This window comes from Nostocoides vanveenii (genome assembly GCF_039531165.1).
GTDB lineage: Bacteria > Actinomycetota > Actinomycetes > Actinomycetales > Dermatophilaceae > Nostocoides_A > Nostocoides_A vanveenii.
The window spans coordinates 50979-72524 of sequence record NZ_BAAAPN010000035.1 but is presented as its reverse complement, the minus strand read 5'-3'; the positions used below and the strand labels follow the sequence as shown (position 1 = coordinate 72524).

At 69.7% G+C, this 21546-nt stretch carries 22 protein-coding genes, 1 pseudogene and 1 riboswitch; of the genes and pseudogenes, 15 read left to right on the top strand and 8 right to left on the bottom strand.

Annotation, left to right across the window (positions count from 1 at the left end; genetic code table 11):
- Window positions 1–77: 77 nt before the first annotated feature.
- Together ABD209_RS07455 and ABD209_RS07450 are read right to left on the bottom strand one after the other, a co-directional pair.
- Window positions 78–1001, bottom strand: coding sequence for a TolB family protein (locus ABD209_RS07455; protein WP_324385893.1), 924 nt, complete (start codon window positions 999–1001; stop codon window positions 78–80).
- A gap of 111 nt (window positions 1002–1112) precedes the next feature.
- Window positions 1113–1634 carry a hypothetical protein gene (locus tag ABD209_RS07450; RefSeq protein WP_324385892.1) on the bottom strand — a complete coding sequence of 174 codons (522 nt, stop codon included), beginning with the start codon at window positions 1632–1634 and terminating at the stop codon, window positions 1113–1115.
- Window positions 1635–1687: 53 nt separating this feature from the next.
- On the opposite strand from ABD209_RS07450, the gene ABD209_RS07445 reads away from it, so the two are divergent.
- The 4 genes from ABD209_RS07445 (at window position 1688) to ABD209_RS07430 (ending at window position 5938) form a co-directional block, all read left to right on the top strand.
- Window positions 1688–2617, top strand: coding sequence for an aldose 1-epimerase family protein (locus ABD209_RS07445; protein WP_344064242.1), 930 nt, complete (start codon window positions 1688–1690; stop codon window positions 2615–2617).
- 90 nt (window positions 2618–2707) lie between these two features.
- Window positions 2708–3103, top strand: a complete 396-nt coding sequence (locus ABD209_RS07440; RefSeq protein WP_324385890.1) for a cold-shock protein — start codon at window positions 2708–2710, stop codon at window positions 3101–3103.
- Entirely contained in the window at window positions 3103–3843 is a 741-nt protein-coding gene (locus ABD209_RS07435; RefSeq protein WP_344064238.1) for a DUF3027 domain-containing protein, read from the top strand. The genes ABD209_RS07440 and ABD209_RS07435 overlap by 1 nt, the downstream gene beginning before the upstream one ends.
- Window positions 3844–4162: 319 nt before the next feature.
- Window positions 4163–5938: an acyltransferase family protein gene (locus ABD209_RS07430; RefSeq protein ID WP_344064235.1), complete on the top strand. Its 1776-nt coding sequence runs from the start codon at window positions 4163–4165 to the stop codon at window positions 5936–5938.
- Between the two features lie 8 nt (window positions 5939–5946).
- Here the strand turns inward: ABD209_RS07430 and ABD209_RS07425 are convergent, their stop codons facing one another.
- Both ABD209_RS07425 and ABD209_RS07420 read right to left on the bottom strand, forming a co-directional pair.
- Complete coding sequence (locus ABD209_RS07425; RefSeq protein ID WP_344064232.1) at window positions 5947–6447, bottom strand: GNAT family N-acetyltransferase; 501 nt, start codon at window positions 6445–6447, stop codon at window positions 5947–5949.
- A gap of 29 nt (window positions 6448–6476) precedes the next feature.
- Window positions 6477–6761, bottom strand: coding sequence for a DUF2530 domain-containing protein (locus ABD209_RS07420; RefSeq protein WP_344064230.1), 285 nt, complete (start codon window positions 6759–6761; stop codon window positions 6477–6479).
- Window positions 6762–6812: 51 nt separating this feature from the next.
- Between ABD209_RS07420 and ABD209_RS07415 the strand changes: the two genes are divergently transcribed.
- The 3 genes from ABD209_RS07415 (at window position 6813) to ABD209_RS07405 (ending at window position 10313) form a co-directional block, all read left to right on the top strand.
- Window positions 6813–8312, top strand: a complete 1500-nt coding sequence (locus ABD209_RS07415; protein ID WP_344064228.1) for an NCS2 family permease — start codon at window positions 6813–6815, stop codon at window positions 8310–8312.
- Between the two features lie 241 nt (window positions 8313–8553).
- Complete coding sequence (locus tag ABD209_RS07410) at window positions 8554–8979, top strand: MarR family winged helix-turn-helix transcriptional regulator (RefSeq protein ID WP_344064225.1); 426 nt, start codon at window positions 8554–8556, stop codon at window positions 8977–8979.
- Complete coding sequence (locus tag ABD209_RS07405; protein ID WP_425564610.1) at window positions 8976–10313, top strand: MFS transporter; 1338 nt, start codon at window positions 8976–8978, stop codon at window positions 10311–10313. Before ABD209_RS07410 ends, ABD209_RS07405 begins: the two co-directional genes overlap by 4 nt.
- A gap of 123 nt (window positions 10314–10436) precedes the next feature.
- On the opposite strand, the gene serC is transcribed toward ABD209_RS07405, so the two are convergent.
- Both serC and ABD209_RS07395 read right to left on the bottom strand, forming a co-directional pair.
- Window positions 10437–11555, bottom strand: a complete 1119-nt coding sequence (serC, locus tag ABD209_RS07400) for a phosphoserine transaminase (RefSeq protein WP_344064314.1) — start codon at window positions 11553–11555, stop codon at window positions 10437–10439.
- 524 nt (window positions 11556–12079) lie between these two features.
- Entirely contained in the window at window positions 12080–13183 is a 1104-nt protein-coding gene (locus ABD209_RS07395) for a citrate synthase 2 (protein WP_344064222.1), read from the bottom strand.
- 110 nt (window positions 13184–13293) lie between these two features.
- Between ABD209_RS07395 and pdxH the strand changes: the two genes are divergently transcribed.
- From pdxH to ABD209_RS07375, 4 genes are all read left to right on the top strand, one after another.
- The gene (gene pdxH / locus ABD209_RS07390; protein WP_344064219.1) at window positions 13294–13983 is read left to right on the top strand and encodes a pyridoxamine 5'-phosphate oxidase; all 690 of its coding nucleotides are present in this window, start codon (window positions 13294–13296) and stop codon (window positions 13981–13983) included.
- 181 nt (window positions 13984–14164) lie between these two features.
- The gene (locus ABD209_RS07385) at window positions 14165–15361 is read left to right on the top strand and encodes an MFS transporter (RefSeq protein WP_344064216.1); all 1197 of its coding nucleotides are present in this window, start codon (window positions 14165–14167) and stop codon (window positions 15359–15361) included.
- Window positions 15362–15374: 13 nt separating this feature from the next.
- The gene (locus ABD209_RS07380) at window positions 15375–16073 is read left to right on the top strand and encodes an iron-dependent transcriptional repressor DtxR (RefSeq protein WP_344064213.1); all 699 of its coding nucleotides are present in this window, start codon (window positions 15375–15377) and stop codon (window positions 16071–16073) included.
- Between the two features lie 216 nt (window positions 16074–16289).
- Window positions 16290–16433, top strand: a riboswitch (cyclic di-AMP (ydaO/yuaA leader).
- Between the two features lies 1 nt (window position 16434).
- Window positions 16435–17214, top strand: a complete 780-nt coding sequence (locus ABD209_RS07375) for a C40 family peptidase (RefSeq protein ID WP_344064210.1) — start codon at window positions 16435–16437, stop codon at window positions 17212–17214.
- A 567-nt stretch (window positions 17215–17781) separates the two neighbouring features.
- Here the strand turns inward: ABD209_RS07375 and ABD209_RS07370 are convergent.
- Window positions 17782–18342, bottom strand: coding sequence for an O-acetyl-ADP-ribose deacetylase (locus ABD209_RS07370; RefSeq protein WP_344064207.1), 561 nt, complete (start codon window positions 18340–18342; stop codon window positions 17782–17784).
- An 18-nt stretch (window positions 18343–18360) separates the two neighbouring features.
- On the opposite strand from ABD209_RS07370, the gene ABD209_RS07365 reads away from it, so the two are divergent.
- Complete coding sequence (locus ABD209_RS07365) at window positions 18361–18795, top strand: PH domain-containing protein (RefSeq protein ID WP_324388053.1); 435 nt, start codon at window positions 18361–18363, stop codon at window positions 18793–18795.
- A 248-nt stretch (window positions 18796–19043) separates the two neighbouring features.
- Here the strand turns inward: ABD209_RS07365 and ABD209_RS07360 are convergent.
- Window positions 19044–19118, bottom strand: a pseudogene (locus ABD209_RS07360) (MarR family transcriptional regulator); the annotation flags it as partial.
- A 267-nt stretch (window positions 19119–19385) separates the two neighbouring features.
- Between ABD209_RS07360 and ABD209_RS19795 the strand changes: the two are divergent.
- The 3 genes from ABD209_RS19795 to menB all read left to right on the top strand — a co-directional run bounded on the left by ABD209_RS19795 (window position 19386) and on the right by menB (window position 21536).
- Window positions 19386–20288: an RNA polymerase sigma factor gene (locus tag ABD209_RS19795; protein ID WP_425564608.1), complete on the top strand. Its 903-nt coding sequence runs from the start codon at window positions 19386–19388 to the stop codon at window positions 20286–20288.
- Window positions 20176–20628, top strand: coding sequence for an anti-sigma factor (locus ABD209_RS07350; protein WP_425564613.1), 453 nt, complete (start codon window positions 20176–20178; stop codon window positions 20626–20628). Before ABD209_RS19795 ends, ABD209_RS07350 begins: the two co-directional genes overlap by 113 nt.
- A 65-nt stretch (window positions 20629–20693) precedes the next feature.
- A complete protein-coding gene (menB, locus tag ABD209_RS07345; protein WP_324388519.1) occupies window positions 20694–21536 on the top strand; it encodes a 1,4-dihydroxy-2-naphthoyl-CoA synthase in 843 nt (280 codons plus the stop codon).
- Window positions 21537–21546 lie beyond the last annotated feature (10 nt).

Sequence of the window (21546 nt, the reverse complement as noted above, 5' to 3'; positions counted from 1 at the left end):
ATGCCGATGCGCCATGCGCCGGGCCCGGCGACCACCGCCGGTAGCAGTCATCCGCCGGCCCGGTGCTGGGGCCCGGTTCAGTGCAGGGGCTGCCAATCCACCGAGGTCGCCCAGGCGCCGCTGGGGATGTCCCAGTCGAATGTCCCGGTGCAGCCCGAGGACAGACAGAAAGACTCGACTGAGGAAACGTCATACCCGTAGCCACTGACGGCCAACTTCCCGTCCGGCGACGCGGCGGGGTCGCCCGAGGCGAACTCGGCGTCCGTCCCGGACACATACGTCACGCTGCCGCCGGCTAGGTCACTGGTCACGAGAGAGGTCTCGTAGGTGTCGGTGTCGTACCCGTACCAGAGGATCTTCGTCCCGCTGGCCAGGACGTCGGCGCGACCGCTGTAGTGCGCCCACTTGCCGCCGAAGGCCGCCACCCCCGTGACCGGCACGATGGTGCTGACGGCACCGGTTGTTGTGTCGACCTTGCGGATCGTGTCCGTGGAATCCGAACCGGTCGGGCACTGGTCAATGTAGACGACATAGCGTCCGGTCTTGGCCCAGGTCGGGTCGAAGGCGCACCCGTCGTTCTTCGCGGTGAGGGCGGCAACGGCCTTGGTGGCAACGGTGACGACGGCCAGTGACCGCCCGGTCTTCGAACCGGTGACCGAGCGCGAAAAGGCGATGCGTTTGCCGTCGGGGGACCACGTCGGGTTGACGTCATGGCCGGTGCCTGAGGTGATCTTGATCCGGCCGGTGCCGTTGGCGTTCATCGTCCAGATCGCGCCGCGGTAGGCGAAGGCGAGCTTGGCGCCGTCCGGCGACCAGCGCGGGCCGGTGCCTGGGCCGAGCGAGACCATGCTGCCGCCCTTGGCGGCGATGGTGAACATGGCTGAGTTGGTCTCGACCGCGATTCGGCCGTTGGTGCCGGGATAGGCGGCCTGGGCCGGGGCGGTCAGGGTGGCGAGGCAACCAGCGGCCAGGCTGGCCACGGCGAGTGAGGTCGCGCGCATGGTGTGCTCCTGTCGATCGTGGGGTGCGTCACCGACTAGGGAGTACTTCGACCTCCACCTGATACCGAATGCCAGGAGAAATGTGCTCGAGGGCAGCGGTGAATACCAGCGTCAGCCGGCGAGGAGGCCGAGGAAGGCGGTGATCAGGCCGATCAGAGCCGCGAGCATGACCAGCGCGAGCACGACGATCAGCACGAGGCCACCGGCGAAGGCCCACCAGCCGGCCCGTGCCAGGCGCGCCGCGCGCGCCGGTTCGGCCCGCCCGGCGGCCAGCGACATGATCCCCAGGACGAGCGCGGGGATCTGGGTGATGAGGGCGAGCGGGAAGATGCACAGTGCCGAGAGCACAACCAAGGTGATCGCGGAGCCGTTCGAGTGCCCGGCGGCATACGCACCTAGGGCGGACGGATCCTGATGCACGGCATAGGGATTCGGCGCGGCGGTGGGTTGCCCGCTCGCTGAGCCGACGGCATACGGGTTCGCGCCGCCCGCGGGGCCATAGGGGCTCGACGGATAGGGCGTGGCCGCGGGATCAGGGGTGCCCGGCGGCGGGACATACCGCCCGGGCGGGGCGTCCTGGACACGCGACCGGGGCGCGCCGAGATCGGGCAGCGGGCGGGTCGGGTCGGTCATGGCGGGCTCCTGGGTGGGTGACGCCAGGATAAGTGACCTGGCACGATCAGGGCATGACCGCACCGAGCCCATCGGGCGCCCAGTGGCTGATCTCCCACGGCGACCAGCGCGCAATCGTCGTCGAGGTGGGCGGGGGCCTGCGCACCTATGACGTCGGCGAGATCCCCGTGGTCGCCGGCTATGTCACTGAGCAGATGTGCGCCCACGGCCGGGGTCAGGTGCTCCTGCCCTGGCCCAACCGCATCCGCGACGGTCGCTATCACCTCGGCGGGGCCGACCAGCAACTGCCGATCAGCGAGGTGGCCCGCCACAATGCCAGCCACGGCCTCGTCCGCTGGGTCAATTGGGAACTCGTGGCCCAGACCGCGGACAGCGTCGAGGTCCGCTATCGCCTCCACCCCCAGCCCGGCTGGCCCTGGTATCTCGACCTCGGCCTGGTCTATCGCCTCGGCCCGGAGGGGCTGACCGTCCGCGTCCACGCCCATAACCCGGGCGAGGAGCCGGTGCCCTTCGGCTTCGCCGCCCACCCGTATGTCGCGACCGGCGGCGCCGCGCCCGGCGACGTCACGCTCACCCTGCCGGCCGAGTCGTATCTGACGGTCGATCCCGAACGCTTGCTTCCGGTGGCTTCCGTCCCCGTGGAGGGAACGGCCTACGACTTCCGGACGGGCGGTGCGCTGGGCGCGGTGGGGTTGGACACGGCATACACCGATTTCGCGCGCGACGGCGAGCGGTGGCGGATCACCGTCGACGGCGTCCCCGCCGGCCGGGTCGAGGTCTGGGGCAGCCAAGAACTCCCGTGGGCGCAGGTGTTCGACGAAAAGGTCACGCTGCCGCTCGATGGCCCCTATCCGCCCGGGATCGCCATCGAGCCGATGTCCTGCCCGGCCGACGCCTTCAACTCCGGAACCGACCTGGCCTGGATCGCGCCCGGCTCGAGCTGGGCCGCGGAGTGGGGCATCACCGCCCACCTGCGGGCATAACGCGGTGCGCGCCGGGCGCGGGGCGCGTTAGCCTTAGCACAGCGGGCGCGCATCGGCGCGCCCGTTCAGTACGACTTCACGAGGTGCACGGTGCCTACTGGCAAGGTCAAGTGGTATGACGCCGACAAGGGTTTCGGCTTCATCGACGCGGACGAGGGCGAGGACGTCTTCCTTCACGCCAATGCGCTGCCCGCGGGGCTGACCACGATCAAGGCGGGCACACGCATCGAGTTCGGCGTCGCCACCGGCCGCAAGGGTGCCCAGGCGATGGCCGTCCACGTCCTGGAGCCCGCTCCCAGCGTGCAGGCCAACCGTCGCGAACGCGACCGCAAGCCCACCGAGGACATGGTCGTCATCGTCGAGGACGTCATGCAGTTGCTCGACAAGGTCTCCACCAGCCTGCGCAAGGGCCACTACCCCGACAAGGGCATCGCGACCAAGGTGGCGCAGGTCCTGCGCGCCGTCGCGGCGGATCTCGAGCCTTGATGGTTGCCGCGGTCAAGCCGGATGCCGTGCTCGTCGGTGCTGCCGACGTCGCGCTGGCGGCGCTGACCGAAGCCGCTGAGCCGGGCACGATCGGAGAGCACCGCGGCGTCGCGATGCTGGCCGATCGCCTCGCGGTGCACTACTTCGATTGCCTCGCTGCGGCCTATCCGGGCTGGCAGTGGGCGGTCTCGGTCGCGCGCGCCCCGCGCGCGAAGGTCGCGACCGTCTGCGAGTCCTCGCTGCTGCCCACCGACGGTGCCCTGCTGGCCCCCGCCTGGTTGCCGTATGCCGATCGGCTGGCTCCCGGGGACATCGGACCCGGCGATATCACCCCCTTCGTCGCCGACGATCCCTGTCTGGAGCAGGGTTTCGAGGCGACCGGCGAGGAGGACGTCGACGCGGTGGCGCTGTGGGAGCTCGGCCTGGGCCGACCCCGCGTGCTCTCGCCCGAGGGGCGCGACCGGGCCGCTCAGCGCTGGTACGAAGGGGCGCACGGCCCGGCCGCCCCGGTCGCCGTCAAGGCGCCCGCGCACTGCGCGTCGTGCGGCTACTACGTGCCCCTGGCCGGCACGCTCCGTGCGGTGTTCGGGATCTGCGCCAACGCATGGTCGCCCTCCGACGGCACCGTCGTCAGCCGCGACCACGGGTGCGGGGCGCACTCGGAGACCGACATGGACCGGCCGGAGCCCGATCGCATCCCCGAGCCGATCGTCGACGAGTTCACTGTCGACGAGCTCTGATCGCCGCCCGGCGATCCCTGACCTCGTCGGACAGTCCCGCCTCGCGCCACCGAGTTTCTGACGACCTCGGCGCAGGGATCATCGTCCGGCGTGGCTGCCGGCTCCCCTAAGGCCTGGCTGTGGGCCTGACCTGGTCAGACGTGCATATTTCACCCTGCGCCAGCGGTGTGGCTTCCCACTCTTCGCCCGGCCGCGGCCCCATAGTGGTCGAGTTCCACGCGCGAGAGGGGATCACGCCATCGACGCTGCCCGCACCCAGGTCGGCGCGCTAGCGCCTGTACGGGCCCTCGCTGGAGCCACGCGGACCAGGCTGCCCAAGGTGGCCGGGCTCGACGGGTTGCGCGCCGTCGCGGTCATCGCCGTCATCCTCTTCCACCTCGACCTGCCCTGGCTGCCGGGCGGTTTCCTCGGGGTCGACGTCTTCTTCGTCATCAGTGGCTATCTGATCACCTCGCAGGTGTGGGCCCGCTCCTTCCACGGCCGCGTCGATCTGCGGCACTTCTGGCAGGCCCGGGCGCGCCGCTTGCTGCCAGCACTCGCGGCCACGCTCGCCGCCACGACGATCGCCGAGCTCATCCTCGACCGGGACCATCTGCGCAGCTACCTCGGCGATCTCGCGGCGGCCGCCACCTATACCTCCAACTGGTGGTACGTCCTGCACCAGCGCTCCTATTTCGAGGCCTCCGGGCGCCCGCCGGCCCTGCAGCACCTGTGGTCCCTGGCCGTGGAGGAGCAGTTCTATCTGCTCTGGCCGCTCATCGTCGCTGTGGTCCTCGCCAGCGCCGCGACGGTGGCCGCCCGGCGCACGCGCCTGCTCGCCGTCGCCCTGCTGCTGGCCGCCGCGTCGGGACTGGTCATGGGCCTGGGCACCCACGCCTCCGGCGCACCGATGACCGCGGACCCGTCGCGCTACTACTTCGGCACCGACTCGCACGCGAGCGCCGTCCTGATCGGCTCCGCGCTCGCGGTGTGGCGTGGCGGACGCGGCTTCACCCGCGCCCGCCCACCGCTCTCACCCGCCCGTGCCGGTATGACGTTCGCCGGCGTCGCCGCGCTCGCCGCCGTCATCTGGGCGTATGCTGCGCTCGACTCCTGGTCGGTGCCGCTCTACCGCTTCGGATTCGTCGCCTTCGCCGCCGTGGTTGCGCTGCTGGTCGCCGCGGCGAGCCGCCCCGGCCCGCTGGGCCGGCTGCTCGACGCACCGCCGCTCGCGGCGGTGGGGAAGCGGTCATACGGGCTCTATCTGTGGCACTGGCCGGTCTTTGTCTTCACCCGGCCGACTCTCGATGTGCCGCTCACCGGCGCGGCGAATCTGGTGCTGCGACTCGCCCTACTCGGCGTCGTCTCCGAGCTGTGCTATCGCTTCGTCGAGACGCCGACCCGGCGCTACGGCATCCGGGGGGCCTGGCGACGGCTGCGGGATTGGCAGGTCTGGCGCCTGCCCGCGACCGGCTTGGTCACCGGCGGGCTCGCCTCACTGACCGTGCTCACGGTGGCCGCCGCCGCATTCACCCCGACGACGAGTGCCGCGCCGGCCCATCTCGTTCTCCCCTCCGTGACGCCCTCCACGCCTACGGCCACCGGGTCCGCGACCACGCCGCCGCTGAAGATTCGTCCGGGCGCAACCGGCACGCTGACGATGGCGGTCTACGGCGACTCGGTCGCGTTGGGGGCCACGCCCCGGCTGCGCAAGATCTTCGCCGATGTGGTCCTGCGCGCCCAGATCGGTGAGCAGTCGTGGACGCTGCTGCCCGAGTTGCTGCGCGAGGCGCCCACGCTGCCAGAGGATGTCGTGCTCATCCACACCGGCAACAACGGGATCATCGACAAGTCGCAACTGATCGCCGCTATCGACGCGATCCCCGCGGCCGCGACTGTGGTGCTGGTGACCCCCCGCGTGCCACGCCCCTGGATGGCTCCCAATGTCGCGACCGTGCGGGCCGTCGCCGCCGCCCGCCCGCGCGTGCACCTCGCGGATTGGGCGGCCGTCTCGGACGGGCACCCTGAGTACGTCAACACCGACGGCGTCCACATGACGACCGCCGGCATCAAGACGTATGCCGCGCTGGTCCAGCAGGCGGTCCTGACCCCCTAACGCGCGGCTCAGGTCAGCTTCAGGAACATCACGTGCAGGCCGACCCGGCCGTGGGCGCGCGAGTCGAAGGCACCCGGCACCGTGCCGATGATCGCGAAGCCGGCCGACTGCCACAGGCGCACCGCCGCGGTGTTGGTCTCGACAACGGCGTTGAACTGGATCCCGGCGAAACCTGCGCGGCGATGCCAGTCGATCACATAGTCCAGCAACGCCCGGCCGACCCCGAGGCCGCGGGCGGCGTCGGCGACCATGAAGCTCGCGGTGCCGATATGCGCACCCCGGGACGGGCGGTTCGCCCCCATCTTGGCGCTGCCGAGGAAGCGCCCGCCGGCGTCGCGGGCGATGACCGTATGCCCGGGCGGTGCCTCCCACCACAGAGCCTGGATCGCGGTGTCGGACAGCCCCGTCGGGTAGGCGTAGGTCTCACCGGCATCGACGATCGCCCGGAAGACGGGAGCGAAGTCCGGCAGGTCGGACTCGGCATACGGCAGAAGGGTCAGGGCGGCCACGAACGCGAGCCTACGGTCCGAGCCGACGGTCAGTAGTAGTCCTGCGGGTTGGCGGGGGCGGAGCCATGGGCGTCGGCGGCATTCCCGCGGCCGCGGCGCACGTAGATATAGCCGAGCGCGCCCAGTGCGATGCCGGTGAGGGACGCCCACTTCCACCACGCGCGGTCGCCGTCGCGCAGCGCGGGGATGGTCAGGGTCGCGACGAGGGCGAGCACCCAGACGCCGATCCCGATCAGGACGATCCGGTCCATCCGGAAGGCGATCGGCTCCGGCGCGGTCGGGGCGAGGCCGTTGTCGTGGCGTAGCGTGCTCACAGCCTGAGCCTACCGACCGGCTCACCTGCACCGTTGAATACCATGCGCGCCATGGCGAACCCCCAAGTCCGGGACCGGCGCACCCCGCCGCCCCCCGCAGCCGGCGGCCTCGACGGCTTCTTCCAGATCACTGCGCGCGGGTCGACCGTCGCGCGCGAACTCCGTGGTGGCCTGGCTACCTTCTTCACGATGGCGTACATCGTCGTCCTCAACCCGCTGATCATCGGCACGCAGACCGACTCGACCGGCAAATTCCTCGGCGGCGGCGCGGCCCCCAATTTGGCCATGGTGGCGGCGACGACGGCCCTGGTCGCGGGCGTGATGACCATCTTGATGGGCGTGGTCGCGAACTTCCCGCTCGCGCTCGCCACGGGCCTCGGCCTCAATGCCTTCGTCACCTTCGGCATCGCCAAGCTGCCCGAGATGACGTGGGCGGACGCCATGGGCCTGGTGGTCATCGAAGGCCTGATCATCACGATCCTGGTGTTGACCGGCTTCCGGCAGGCGGTTTTCCACGCCGTGCCGCCGCAGTTGAAGACGGCGATCTCGGTCGGCATCGGCCTGTTCATCGCCGTCATCGGCTTCGTCGACGCAGGCTTCGTGCGCAAGTCTTTTGGCGGTCCGCTGGGTGAGCTCGGCGTCGGTGGCTTCCTCGTCGGCTGGCCGCTGCTCGTCTTTGTGCTTGGCCTGTTCATCACCGTCGTCCTGCTGGTGCGCAAGGTGCGCGGCGCGATCCTCTACGGCATCCTGTCCGCCACCGTGCTGGCGATCATCGTGGAGTCGATCGGCAAGATCGGCGCGCAGAAGAACGACAAGGGCGAACTGGTCAACCCGACCGGCTGGGGCTTGAACGTCCCGAAACTTCCGAGCTCGGTCGCGAGCACCCCGGACTTCGGACTGCTGGGCGACTTCAACCTGCTGGGATCCTTCAAGGCCATCGGCGTGATCTCGGCGGTCCTGCTGATCTTCACGCTCCTGCTCGCGGACTTCTTCGACACCATGGGCACGATGGTCGCCATCGGCGCCGAAGCGGGCCTGAACGACGCCGAAGGCGTGCCGCCCAACTCTGAGCGCATCCTGATCGTCGACTCGGTGGCGGCCATGGCCGGCGGCGCGGCGGCGGTGTCGTCGAATACGTCCTATATCGAATCGGCGTCGGGCGTCGGCGAGGGAGCGCGGACCGGGCTGGCCTCGGTGGTCACCGGCGTGCTCTTCCTGCTCGCTACCTTCCTCGCGCCGCTCGTTGCGGTCGTGCCGTATGAGGCGGCCACCCCCGCCCTGGTCGTCGTTGGGTTCTTGATGATGCAGCAGGTGCGCGAGATCGACTGGGACGACCTGGAGATCGCGATCCCCGCGTTCTTGACGATCGTGCTGATGCCCTTCACCTACTCGATCACCGTCGGTATCGGTGCGGGCTTCGTGGTCTATGTGCTGATCAAGCTGGCCAAGGGCAAGATCGCCGAGATCCACCCGCTGATGTGGGTCACGGCTGCGTTGTTCGTTCTCTACTTCGCGATCGACCCCGTCAAGTCGCTGCTCGGGGTCGGCTGATCCAGGGCCCTGAGCCGCCGGGTCGTGCACGGTCCGGCGCTCTGCGTAGGGGTCGGCGGTTCGAACCGCCGACCCCTACGCCCAGGCGCGACCCGCGCAAGCACGCGCGACCCGCGCAAGCACGCGCGACCCGCGCAAGCACGCGCGACCCGCGCAAGCACGCGCGACCCGAGCAAGCGGGCGCGGCGGCTGACTCAACGCGGCATTTAGTTAGCAAAGGTAATGAGCTAAGCTAAGGTTCATGCCGACCGACGCGGCCATCGCCGAACTCGCCACCGAGATCCGCCTGGCGTGCATGCGTATCTCCCGCCGAGTCCGGTTCGAGAGCGGCAGTTCGCTTGCGCCGCATCAGTTCTCGGTCCTCGTGCGGCTCGGCGAGCACCCCCGCACGCCGCGCGAACTCGCCGACATCGAGAAGGTCTCCGCGCCGAGCATGACCCGGACCACCAACGGCCTGGTCGAGCGCGGCCTGGTCGCCCGGGCCGCCGACCCCGACGACGGGCGCTGCGTGATCCTCTCGCTCACCCCCGAGGGCGCTGCCCAGGTCGCCACGATCCGCGCCGCCCGCGACGGCTGGATGTCCTCGCGCGTGGGCAATCTGACGCCCGAGGAGCGCGAGGTCCTGCGGCAGGCGAGCGCCATCCTGCACAAGGTGGCCCAGGCGTGAGCGCGGGCCCCAAACGGGCGGCGGGCACGGCATACGGGCGGGGCCGGATGAGTCCGACCTTCCACTCTCTGGCCATCCGCAACTACCGGATCTACTTTTTCGGCGCACTCGTCTCCAATATCGGCACCTGGATGGCGCGCGTCGCGCAGGACTGGCTGGTGCTGGTCGACCTGACGCGGCACTCGGCGAGCGCGCTCGGGATCGTCACCGGCCTGCAGTTCTTGCCCTTCCTGTTGCTCGCGCCGTGGGCGGGCGCGGTCGTCGACCGTTTCCCCAAGCGAGCCCTGCTGATGGTCACCCAGACCGCGCTCGGGCTGGTTTCACTGGTCACCGGGCTGCTCGTGGTGTTCGGCTGGGCGCAACTGTGGCAGGTCTATGTGCTTGCGCTGCTGCAGGGCATCGCGACGGCCTTCGACAATCCGGCGCGGCAGGCCTTCGTCTCGGAGATGGTGCCTACCGCGCGCTTGGCCAATGCCGTTGCCCTCAACAGTGCCTCGTTCAACGCCGGCCGCCTGATCGGCCCGGCAGCCGCCGGCCTGGTCATCGCGGCCTGGGGCACCGGTGTCGGCTTGCTGATCAATAGCGCGACCTTTGGTGCGGTCCTCCTTGCTCTGACACGCCTCGACCCGGCGGCCCTGACCCCCGCACCCGTCACCCGGGGGAAGGGATCGATCCGGGAGGGGCTGGCCTATGTGCGGGGACGGCCGGATCTGAAGCTGGTCATGGGGCTGGTGTTCGTCCTCGGCACCTTCGGGATGAACTTCCAGATCACCATGGCACTGATGGCGACCAAGATCTTCGGCAAGGGGCCGACCGAGTTCGGGCTGCTCGGCTCGATCATGGCGATCGGTTCGCTCGCCGCCGCCCTGCTTTCGGCGCGGCGCGCGAACCCCCGACTGCGGCACCTCGTGGTGTCCATGGCGTTGTTCACCGTCTCGGCCGCGGCCGCTTCGCTCGCCCCGACGTATGCCGTGTTCGCCCTCACGCTGATCCCCGTCGGTCTCGCCGCCTTGACCGCATTGACGACGGCGAACGCGATGGTGCAGTTGCGGACCGCGCCGGAGATGCGCGGCCGGGTGATGGCGCTCTATATGGCGATCTTCATGGGCGGTACGCCCTTCGGCGCACCCCTGATCGGGTGGATCGGGGACGCCTTCGGGGCTCGTTGGACGATCGGGATCGGGCCGTTGGCGCTGGCGATCACCCTCTTCCTGGTCGCGATCTCCCTGTGGCGGCGCGAGAATGTCCGGGTGACTTTCACCGCGTCCGCCCGCCCGCACCTGCAGATCTCGACCCGGGCCGTCACCCGCCCGGTCCCGGAGCCGGCACGATGACGCCGCGGTTTCGCCGGATCGTGACGCTCGTGGTGCTGATCGGCATGGTCGCCCTGGTCCTCGCCTCCGCCCTCTCGGGCTTGTGACCTGAGCCGAGACGGGGAAGGCTCGCCCCGGCTCGGGTCACAGGCGCTCGAGGATGTAGTCGATGGCGCCGGTCAGCCGGGTGATGTCGTCGGGGTCGACGGCCGGGAACATCGCGATGCGCAACTGGTTGCGACCGAGCTTGCGGTAGGGCTCGGTGTCGACGATTCCGTTGGCGCGCAACACCTTGGCGATCGCTGCCGCGTCCACCGAGTCGACGAAGTCGATGGTCCCGACGACCTGCGAGCGAGCGGCCGGCTCGGCGACGAAGGGGGTGGCGACCTCGGACGCCTCCGCCCAGGCATACAGGCGCGAGGAGGAGTCGGCCGTGCGGCCGGTGGTGAAGGCCAGGCCACCGTTCTCGTTCATCCAGCGCAGCTGCTCGGCCATGAGCGCGAGAGTCGCGACGGCCGGCGTGTTGTAGGTCTGCTCCTTGCGCGAGTTGTCGATCGCCGTGGGCAGGCTGAAGAAGTCGGGCACCCAGCGGCCGCTCGCGGTGATCTCGTCGACCCGGGCCAGGGCGGCGGGGGAGAAGAGCGCGAGCCACAGGCCACCGTCGGAGGCAAAACACTTCTGCGGCGCGAAGTAATAGACGTCGGTCTCGGCGATCTCGACGGGCAGGCCGCCGGCGCCGGAGGTGGCGTCGATGAGGATGAGCGCGTCGTCGTCGGCGCCGGGCACCCGGTGAACCGGCGCCATGACGCCCGTCGAGGTCTCGTTGTGGGGCCAGGCGTAGGCGTCCACACCCGCCTCGGCGGTTGCCGTGGCGAGCGTCCCCGGGTCCGCCTTGAGGATCGTCGGCTCACCGAGGAAGGGCGCGGCCTTGGTGACCGAGCCGAACTTCGCCGAGAACTCGCCGAAGGCCAGGTGCTGGCTGCGTTCGCGGATCAGGCCGAAAGCGGCGATATCCCAGAACGCGGTCGAGCCGCCATTGCCGAGGACGACCTCGTAGCCCTCGGGGAGTTGGAAGAGCTCGGCCAGGCCCTCGCGGACGGCCTTGACGAGGTTCTTCACGGGCGCCTGACGGTGGGAGGTGCCCAGCACGGTGGTCCCGATCTCGGCGAGCGCGGCCATCTGCTCGGGCCGGATCTTCGACGGGCCGCACCCGAAACGGCCGTCGGCCGGCCGCAGGTCGTCGGGAAGGCGGAGGTCACTCAGGTCTGCAGTCACGTGCTCAAGTCTGACAAAGCCGCCCCCACGACCGGTGCCACGTCCCGCCACCCGGGACGGCCGGACCCAGCCGTATGCCATAAACGCGCTGAGGCTTAAAGCATGCGTCATGCGCATGTATCAATTGCGTTTTTCACATTTGAGTTATGGAAGCAAAAGTCGCACCATTGAGGAGGAGTCACAAGGAAGTGCCCGAAGGACACGCACACCAATCACTCCCGAAAGAGGTTCGCCATGACCCACATCAAAACCTGGCTGAAGAAGTTCGACGCCTGGACGCTGGACGTCTTCAACCCGCCGGTGCCCGGCTACCGCGGCCGCTGAGGCTCGACTCGACGAGCTGCGACCGACGCGCACGGAGCGCGGGGTCGAACGCGTCGAGACGTCGCGGGGACCGAGGCGAAGCACCCCGCAACGAATCGAATCGGCGCCTGCCCCCAACGGGGCAGGCGCCGGTTGGCATTGTGGCGCAGGGATATTCACATCGCCTGGCCGGTGCGATCGCCTTCGAGTCAGCTGTGCGCGCGGAAGCCTTGGACGTCCTCCAACGGACGGGGACCCGGGCCGACATACTTCGAGGACGGCCGGATCAGGCGGCCGGTCCTCTTCTGCTCCAAGATGTGCGCCGCCCAGCCCGCGGTGCGCGCCGAGACGAAGAGCGGCGTCATCATCTCGCCCGGCACGTCGGCGAAGTCGAGCAGCACGGCCGCCCAGTAGTCGACATTGGTCTCCATCTTGCGCTCGGGATAGCGCTCGGCGAGGGCCGCGATGGCGGCCTTCTCCAACTCGACCGCCACCTCGTAGCGCGGGGCGCCGAGCCGCTTGCAGGTGTCACGCAGGACCGCGGCCCGCGGGTCATAGGCGCGATAGACGCGGTGCCCGAAGCCCATCAACCGCTCACCGCGGTCGAAGACGCCCTTGACGTATTCCTCGGCGTTGCCCGAGCGCTCCACACCTTCGATCATGTGCTTCGCGCGCGACGGCGCCCCCCCGTGCAGCGGGCCGGAGAGGGCACCGACGGCACCGGACAGGCACGCCGCGACGTCGGCACCGGTGGAGGCGATGACCCGCGCGGTGAAGGTGGACGCGTTCATACCGTGCTCGGCGGCCGAGATGAAGTAGGCGTCGATCGCCTCGACGTGGGCGGGGTCCGGCTCACCGCGCCACCGGATCATGAACCGCTCGACGATGGTCTTGCCCTCATCGACCCTGCTCTGCGGCACCATGGGTGTGCCGAGGCCGTGCGCGGACTGCGCGATGAAGGACATCGCCATCACCGAGGCGCGCGCGAGGTCTTCCCGTGCCTGCTCGGGGGTGATGTCGAGAAGCGGGCGGAAGCCCCACAGCGGCGCGAGCTGGCACAGGGCCGATTGCACATCGACGCGGATGTCGCCGGTGTGGACGGGCAGCGGGAAGGGCTCGGCCGGCGGCAACCCCGGATCCATCGCATTGTCGACCAGCAGACCCCACACCTGGCCGAAACTGACGCGACCGACCAGGTCCTTCAGGTCGACTCCGCGATAGCGCAGCGCGCCACCTTCTTTATCGGGCTCCGCGATCTCGGATTCGAACGCAATGACCCCTTCGAGGCCGTGCTTGACGTCGCTGTCGCTCATGGCTACCCCATCCCAGACTGTTCCGTTGCCTGTTGGCGTGCCTATTCTGCACGCCACCGCCGACACTCGCGGCATCACGTCCGCAAGGGGCGCAGGCATACGCTCGGTCCATGGCACCGGATCCGCTGGCTCCTCGCATCTCCTACACCGGTGACGCCGTCGACATCGGCGGTCTCGCGGACAATCCGTATGCCGTCGCCTCCGCCTGGATCGACGCTGCCGTCGCGCGGGCGGCTGAGCGCGGCGATGTGCCCGAACCGACCGCGATGGCCGTGGCCACCGTGGACGCTGTGGGGCTGCCGGACGTCCGGACGGTGTTGATGCGCTTCCTTACCCCGGAGGGTCCGGGTTTTGTGACCAACCTGGATTCGGCCAAGGGTCGCCAGCTCGCGGCCAATCCTGGTGTGGCTGCAACCTTGACCTGGCCGGCGATGTTCCGGGCGATCCGCTTCCGCGGACGTGCGGTGGAGTTGCCGGACGAGCTCGTGCGCGACTATTTCGTCACCCGGCCCTGGGGATCGCGGATCTCGGCCTGGGCGTCGGAGCAGTCCGCGCCCATCGCCTCGCGCAGCGCGTTGGAGGCGCGCTCGGCCGAGTTGGCGGCCCGCTGGCCGGACACCGGCTCGCCCGACGATGTGCCCGTGCCGACGCGCTGGGGCGGCTACCGGATCGTGCCTGAGGAGGTCGAGTTCTGGGCCGGGCGCCCCGATCGCCTGCACGACCGGATCGTGTATGCCCGTGTGGCCGAGGGCAGCCTGGCCGACGCCGCCGCTTGGGCGATCTCGCGCCGACAACCCTGAGCCCGCGGCGTAGGCACCAGGTGTGTAGCGCCGAGCCCAGGGGTGCATCGGTGCACCCGGTTCGCGGCGCTTGAACCGGTTCGCATCGGTTGAGCCGGTGCGCATCGCCTGACTGTCCACGCGGGGGCCGACCCGAGCGCGAACCGGCGGGTTGTCGGTGCGGATGTCTAGGCTCGCTGGAATGACCACCAGCCCGCCCCGGGAGGACTTCCGGCTGCGCTCGGTGGCGGTCGCGGCATACGGGCCGACGATCCTCGAGGGGATTGGCTACGGCGCGGCCATCCCGATCGTCCCGCTCTTGGCGCGCCAGCTCGGAGCCACTGTCGGGCAGGCCGCGCTGGTTGCCGGGCTCCTCGGCGTTGGCCAGCTGTGCGCCTCCCTTCCCGCGGGGGCGATGATCGCGCGGATCGGCGAGCGGCGGGCGATGGTCATCGCCTCGGTCGGTGGCGCGCTGACGGCCGCCATCGCGGCGTCGGCGCTCTCGGTTCTCGTCCTTGGGGCCGCGGCCTTCGTCACGGGGATGACGTGGAGTGTCTTCCTCCTGGCGCGTCAGGGTTTCATGATCGACGCGGTGCCGGAGCACCTACGCGCTCGGGCGCTCTCAACGCTGGGCGGCAGCCACCGGATCGGCATGGTGATCGGCCCGCTGGTCGGGACGGCGGTCATTCACCAGTGGGGGATTCGGGCCGCCTTCGTGGCCAGCGTCTTGGCCTCCCTGGCGGCGCTCCTGCTCGTGCTCCGGGTCGACGACCTCGGTCACGAGGCCCGCGAACTGGGGCGCGCGGATCCGGCATCGACGTGGACGCTGCTGCGCCGGCATACGCGCGTCCTGGCCACCCTCGGGACCTCGGCGATGACGATCAACGGGCTGCGGGCGGTGCGACTGAGCGTGCTGCCGCTCTGGGGAGAGCACATCGGCCTGAGCGCGTCGCAGGTCTCGATGGTCTTCGCGATCGGGGCTCTGGTCGAGGTGGCCATCTTCTATCCGGCCGGCTGGGTGATGGACCGGCGTGGGCGGGCGATGGTGGCCGTGCCGTGCGCCGGACTGCTGGCCCTGGGCTTCCTGGTGCTCCCCCTGACCGCCAGCCTGGCGGGCCTGCTCGCCGTCACCATCTTGATGGCCGTCGGCAACGGCCTGGGATCGGGCATCGTGATGACGCTCGGTGCCGACACCGCCCCGGTGGTGCACCGGGCGAAATATCTCGGGGGCTGGCGCCTGTGCGGAGACATCGGCGCGAGTGGCGGCCCACTCGTCGTCAGCGCCATCATCGCGGCCACCGGGTTGGCGAGCGCGAGCCTGGCCGTCGGGGGGCTCGCGCTCGCGGGCACGGCGTGGATCGCCCATTGGGTGAGCGCGCTCGATCGGCGCCGCCGATGAGAGGATGGCGCGCGTGAGTGACCTGATCGACACCACGGAGATGTATCTCAAGACCATCTTCGAACTCGACGAAGAAGGGATCCCGCCCCTGCGGGCCCGCATCGCCGAGCGCCTCGGCCACTCCGGACCCACCGTCTCGCAGACCATCGCCCGCATGGAACGCGATGGCCTGGTCTCGATCGCCGGTGACCGGCACCTCGAGTTCACCGACCTCGGTCGGCAGCGCGCGACCCGCGTGATGCGCAAGCATCGGCTGGCGGAACGGCTGCTCGTCGACGTCATCGGCTTGGAGTGGGAGTACGTCCACGACGAGGCCTGCCGCTGGGAGCACGTGATCTCCGAACGGGTCGAGCGCCGGATCATCGCCCTGCTCGGTGACGACCTGCTCTCGCCCTATGGCAATCCGATCCCCGGGCTTGCCGAGTTGGGCGAGGCGGCCAGCGTCGAGGACTTCCGGGCCGGGCTGGAGACGATGTCGGCCATCGCCGACAGCGACGAGGCCCATGTCACCGTCCGCCAGATCGGCGAGCCGGTCCAGATCGACCACGAGGCTCTGAAGTTGCTCACCGAGGCCGGCGTGCGGCCCGGCGAGGCGATTCGCGTCCGCCGCGAGGACGGCCGAGTGCTCGCGGTGGGCGCCACCCGCGACTTCACCGAGGGCGTTTCGTTGCCCGAGGACATCGCCGACCACGTCTTCGTGCAGACCCAGTAGGACACCCCCAAAGGCGGTGTGGTGGTGAGCGCCGGGAGCCGCCGCTGACCGGCGTGGCGCCGGCAGACAGCATGGTGTGGTATTCCTCACCGATCCGTCACCGCCCTGTGATCGAAACGTGACATATGGCGGGGGAGTGTGTACCGTTTCGTCTCGCGGCTCCCCCAGAGCCGCCCGAACGCCTGGATCGCCGAGTCCTACCACCAGGTGCACGGACCGAAGATTCCGCCAGGTAGGAGCGGGGGACCCACCTTCGGGCGCTTGCGTCCTTGGGGTGAAGTCCGCCAGGTTCGACCGGCGGGCCGGACAGCATCTCTCGTCCGAACCCGACAGCTCACCTCGTAGGCGTCGAGAGGTCACCGTGCCGAAGCTTGCCTCGGGGCGCTATTCCGCCCGCGCCCGAATTGCGCAGAACAAGAGCCAGAACCACTCCTCGACCGACGCCGTCGTGCGCGCCGGCGCGGTTCTGGCCGCGACGACCGCGCTGGTCTCGGCGATGGCCGCCACCGCCTCCGCCGCGCCTGCCGCTCCGGTCGCGCCCGCTGCCGCCCCCGCCGCCAAGACGGTCGCCGCCGCTGCCCCGGCCGTGACCGCGCCCAAGGCCGCCGGTCCGGTCCTCGCCAAGTTCGGCACCATCGGCGTCAAGGCCGTTGCCAAGCCGAAGCCCAAGCCCGTTGTTGTCCCGGTAGCCGCCCGCACGCAGACCGCTGCGAGCCGCACGACCACCACGCGCTCCACCGTTCCCGCCACGAGCAACGCCGGCGGCAGCACGACCGACAACCCGGCCCCCCAGGCCCCGCCGCCGCCCGTTTCCGGTGGCGTGCTGGCGATTGCCGCGAGCCTGTCGGGCATCCCGTATGTCTACGGCGGCTCCACCCCGGCCGGCTTCGACTGCTCCGGTTTCACGATGTACATCTTCGCCAAGGTCGGCATCAGCCTGCCCCGCACCGCCGCCGGCCAGCAGGCCGCGACCACCCGGGTCAGTTCGCCGCAGCCCGGTGACCTGGTCTTCTTCGGCTACCCGGCCTACCACGTGGGCATCTACGCGGGCAACGGCATGATGTACGACTCGCCGCGCACCGGCCTGTCCTCGGGCCTGCGCGCGATCTGGAGTTCCAGCGTCACCTACGGCCGCCCGTAGGTCTCGGCTGCATTACGCGGCCTGGCGCGCGCAGGCCGACTGCGATGGAGGGCAGGGGGCGACCCTGCGCAGGTTACGTGGGGCTGACCCCCGCGCCTCGGTGTGCCCGCCGGGCACCCCGAGGTTCACGGGGCGCTGACAGGGCGTCCACAGGTCGCCGTGCCATGGTGCTGGTCAACTGCGCTATGTCGAGCGAAGGACGCACCTATGCCGCATATTCACGATTTAGGTCCGCGTCTGGTCCGGCGGCGGAAGGGGCACGGCAGGAACGACGGGCGACGTGGCGTCGGCCTGGCTCGCACGTGAGTGAGTCCCGTCGGGCGCAGGAGTGCACGGCGGCGCGCAGGTGAGCCAGATGATGATGCACGGCCAAGGTCAAGGCGATCACTGACGCGCCCTTTTCGGCGCCCCGAGACCCACGGCTACAGCGTGCTGCCGGGTCACCCGCGTTCGTCGGTCATCAGGCGCGGTCAAGCGCACCCGCGCGCACGTGCTTGTCGTGCAGACGGTGCGCCTGGACGCACCTCGTGCACGACATTCGTCGTTGGGACAGCACCATGACGTGGGTCAGTGTCGCCGAGCCGAAGACCCGCGCGCCGCGATGCCCAGCCGGTCGGCCGTCTCGGTGAAGACGGTGGCCGCCTCCGGGCTGACGAGCACGAACCGGATCAGATCCATGCCACCGCGTCGACTCACGCCTTCCGCGGCGGCGGCCAAGCCCAGCTCGGCGACCGTCCCCATCGCCCAGCCGTAGACACCTGCGCTCACGGCCGGGAAGGCCATCCGGCGGGCCCCCATGCCCCGGGCCACGCTGATGCTGTTGGTGAAGCACCGGCGCAGAGTGGCTGGATCCGTCGCTCCCGCATGGCGATTCGGGCCAACGGTGTGGATCACCCACTTGGCCGGCAGCGCGAAGCCCGGGGTGGCGATCGCGTCTCCGGGCGGAAGCCCGTCCGGCAGCGTCGAATCCCGCAACTCCCGGCAGGCCGCCAGCAACTCCGGCCCGGCCGCCCGATGGATGGCCCCGTCGACTCCGCCGCCGCCCAGCAACGAGGAGTTGGCCGCATTGACGATGGCGTCCACTTTCTGCGTGGTGATGTCGCCGGTGACAATCTCGATATTGCCCATGGCGACACCGTATGCCGCGTGCCACCCTTGGGTGCGCGCCCGCGGTGGGGCGCGGCATACGGCAAGGCGAAGGAGCGCATGGTGGCCGACGAGATCTACTACGACAAGAAGGACCAACTAGCGATCGTGCAGGGCAGCCTGCTGCCCGACGAGACGGTCTTCGCGGTCTATGACGGCAAGGACGTCGGCACCGGCTTCATCGGACTGACGAATATGCGCGTGATCCTGCAGGACAACTCCTTCGCCGGTGGCAAGGTGGCCGTGACCTCGGTGCCCTACAACAAGATCACCGCCGTCTCCTACGCCTCGAACGCCTCGGTCTTCGGTCGCTTCACTGAGGAGACGACGGTGGCGATCCACACCTCCCACGGGACCTACGAGATCCTGCTGCGTGGCTCGGACAAGGCCAAACACACCCACGACGTGATCCTCCACTACATCGTCCACTCCTGAGCTCGGCCGGTCGTGACGCGACGCGTCACATCACCGCGCGCATCGCGACGATTGCGCCCCGAAGGTAGCGGGTGACGATGGCCCGCTCCTCCTCGCTCAGCAGGGAATCCACCTCGGCGAGGCGTGCGAACATCGGGGAGCAACTCCAGCACCTCGGAACGTCCGCTCGGGGTGATCACGACCTCGACGCGGCGGCCGCCGCCGCCGTGTGGACGGCGTTCGGCGTGGCCGTGGGCGACGAGACGATCGACGACCCCTGAGGAGGCTGCCGTCGTTATCCCGAGGGACTTGGCCAGGTCGACCGGGCCAATGGGCGCGCGCATCAGGTGACGAAGTGAGTGAATCTCGGACGTCGACATGCTCGCGCGCCGAGCCACCGCGGCGGGGACGGCAGCCGCCACCTCCATCGCGTCCTCCAGAGCAGAGAGTGACTCCGATCCGGTCCACATCGGCACAGCATCGACCATGCCACTTGCCGGGGCGTCCCGATGACCCGTCATATCACTCACCAAACTTAGCTAAGCCCTCATCACCGGCCCGGAGCTTCGTCCACGCGGCTCCGGGCCACTGCTGACCCTAGGGTTGCCGACATGCCGCCAGACCAGGGCTGCGAAGAGTCGGAGGCTGAGCTGGTCTCCAGATTCCGCGAGGGCGACCCGTCAGCGCTGGCAGCGGCATACGCGCGCTGGGGACGCCTCGTGCACTCATTGGCCCTGCGCTACCTCGGCAACTATCACGATGCGCTGGACGTCACCCAGCAGGTCCTCGTGTCGGCCTGGAGGAGCCGGCATACGTTACGAGAGGGCACTGGATCGCTGGGTGGCTGGCTCATCACGATTGCGCGGCGGCGTTGCGCCGATGCGCTCGCGGTCCGAACGCGCGAAGGCCGGTCCGCAGCCGTGGAAGTGGAATCGCTGGCGGGCGTCGGCTCGGCCGTGAGCGATGATGTCACCGACCGGATCGTGGTGGCACACGCGCTGGACGCTTTGGGGGACCCGCGCGCAACGATCATCCGCCTGGTGGGGATCGATGGGCATACTCACGAAGCGGTAGCGGAACGGCTCGACCTTCCGCTCGGCACGGTGAAGAGCCATATCCGACGAGGCTTGCTCCAACCTGCGCAAGGACCTGGAGGAGGTGACATCGTGAGCCATCCCGGAGATGACGTCCTTGCCGATCTGGCGCTGGGGCAGCCGGTCGATGATGTGTCGTCCAGCACCGTCGACGGGTGCGATGAGTGCGGCCGCGATCTCGCCGCGTTGCGCCGGACCCTCGCGGCCGTCGCCGAGGGCGAGGGTCTGCACGCGCCGGGCCCCCAGGTTTGGAATGCCATCGTCGCCGCTACCTCGAGCGAGGCACCGGCGGCTTCTCCTGCGCCTCCTGGACGGATCCGCCCGTCGCTTCTCGTTCGGCAGCCTGGCGGTCGCGACCACGCTAGGCGCGCTTGTCGGTGTCGGTGCGATAGCCGCCGTGAACCAGTGGCGAGCCCCTGAGGCGGAGGTGGTGGCGAGCGCGAACCTCGCCACGCTGGACACGGGAGCCACCCGGGGGGTTGCCGAAGTCGAGCGGGTCCGCGGTCAGCTCGAGGTGCGGATCATGGTCTCGTCAGACCCAGACCCGGGTGGGTACTTGGAGGTCTGGCTCATCAACCGCGACCTGGAGCGCATGGTCTCTCTGGGCGTGCTGCCCCAAGGCACGTCGAACCGGAGCTATCCCGTGCCGCAGTCCTTGCTCGACGAGGGTTATGTCATCGTCGACATCTCCCGTGAACCACTGGACGACCAGCCCGCGCACTCCGGACACAGCATCGTGCGGGGGACGCTGGCGATCTAGTCCGCAGCGATCGGGCTCGCGAGCGCGTGCCAGGACGACTTGATCGGACGGTTATCGTGGCCGGTATGCCTGAAACCCCCACCACGTGGACCCCTGCCGCCACCTATGAGGACATCCGCTACGAGTTGTCCGGCGACGGCATCGCCAAGATCACCATCAACCGGCCCGAGGTCCACAATGCCTTCCGCCCGCAGACGCTGATCGAGATCTCTGACGCGCTGGACCGGGCGCGCGAGGACACCGAGGTGGGCGTGATCATCCTGACCGGCGAGGGCACCAAGGCCTTCTGCTCGGGTGGGGACCAGCGGGTGCGCGGCGACTCCGGCTACCTGACCGAGCCGGGCAAGGCGGGCGCCGTCGGGCGCTTCCACGTCACCGACCTGCATATCCAGATGCGCCGCCTGCCCAAGCCGATCATCGCCATGGTCGCCGGCTACGCCATCGGCGGCGGGCACGTGTTGCACCTGGTGTGCGACCTGACCATCGCCGCCGACAATGCCAAGTTCGGCCAGGTCGGGCCCAAGGTCGGCTCCTTCGACGGCGGCTTCGGCGCCGGTCTGCTCGCCCAGATGATCGGCGTGAAGAAGGCCAAGGAGATCTGGTTTCTGTGCGAGCAGTACTCCGCAGACGAGGCCCGCGAAATGGGCATGGTCAACAAGGTCGTGCCCCTGGCTGACCTCGAAACCGCGACGGTCGCCTGGGCGCAGCGGATGCTGACGATGTCGCCCTTCGCCCTGCGTCTGATGAAGGCCTCCTTCAACGCGGCCGAGGACGGGCTCTCCGGCATCCAGCAACTGGCCCACGACGCGAATCTGCTCTTCTACAGCACCGAGGAGGCCGCCGAAGGCCGCGAGGCTTTCAAGGCCAAGCGGCGCCCCGAGTTCGAGAAGTTCGCCAAGCGGCCCTGATGTCCCGCGC

What these genes read in the sequence shown, in the direction of transcription:
- ABD209_RS07450 (WP_324385892.1), bottom strand. Translation starts at nt 1,634, where the DNA reads ATGACCGACCCGACCCGCCCGCTGCCCGATCTCGGCGCGCCCCGGTCG.
- ABD209_RS07385 (WP_344064216.1), top strand. Translation starts at nt 14,165, where the DNA reads ATGACCACCAGCCCGCCCCGGGAGGACTTCCGGCTGCGCTCGGTGGCG.
- ABD209_RS07445 (WP_344064242.1), top strand. Translation starts at nt 1,688, where the DNA reads ATGACCGCACCGAGCCCATCGGGCGCCCAGTGGCTGATCTCCCACGGC.
- ABD209_RS07395 (WP_344064222.1), bottom strand. Translation starts at nt 13,183, where the DNA reads ATGAGCGACAGCGACGTCAAGCACGGCCTCGAAGGGGTCATTGCGTTC.
- ABD209_RS07415 (WP_344064228.1), top strand. Translation starts at nt 6,813, where the DNA reads ATGGCGAACCCCCAAGTCCGGGACCGGCGCACCCCGCCGCCCCCCGCA.
- pdxH (WP_344064219.1), top strand. Translation starts at nt 13,294, where the DNA reads ATGGCACCGGATCCGCTGGCTCCTCGCATCTCCTACACCGGTGACGCC.
- ABD209_RS07455 (WP_324385893.1), bottom strand. Translation starts at nt 1,001, where the DNA reads ATGCGCGCGACCTCACTCGCCGTGGCCAGCCTGGCCGCTGGTTGCCTC.
- ABD209_RS19795 (WP_425564608.1), top strand. Translation starts at nt 19,386, where the DNA reads ATGCCGCCAGACCAGGGCTGCGAAGAGTCGGAGGCTGAGCTGGTCTCC.
- menB (WP_324388519.1), top strand. Translation starts at nt 20,694, where the DNA reads ATGCCTGAAACCCCCACCACGTGGACCCCTGCCGCCACCTATGAGGAC.
- ABD209_RS07370 (WP_344064207.1), bottom strand. Translation starts at nt 18,342, where the DNA reads ATGGGCAATATCGAGATTGTCACCGGCGACATCACCACGCAGAAAGTG.
- ABD209_RS07410 (WP_344064225.1), top strand. Translation starts at nt 8,554, where the DNA reads ATGCCGACCGACGCGGCCATCGCCGAACTCGCCACCGAGATCCGCCTG.
- ABD209_RS07435 (WP_344064238.1), top strand. Translation starts at nt 3,103, where the DNA reads ATGGTTGCCGCGGTCAAGCCGGATGCCGTGCTCGTCGGTGCTGCCGAC.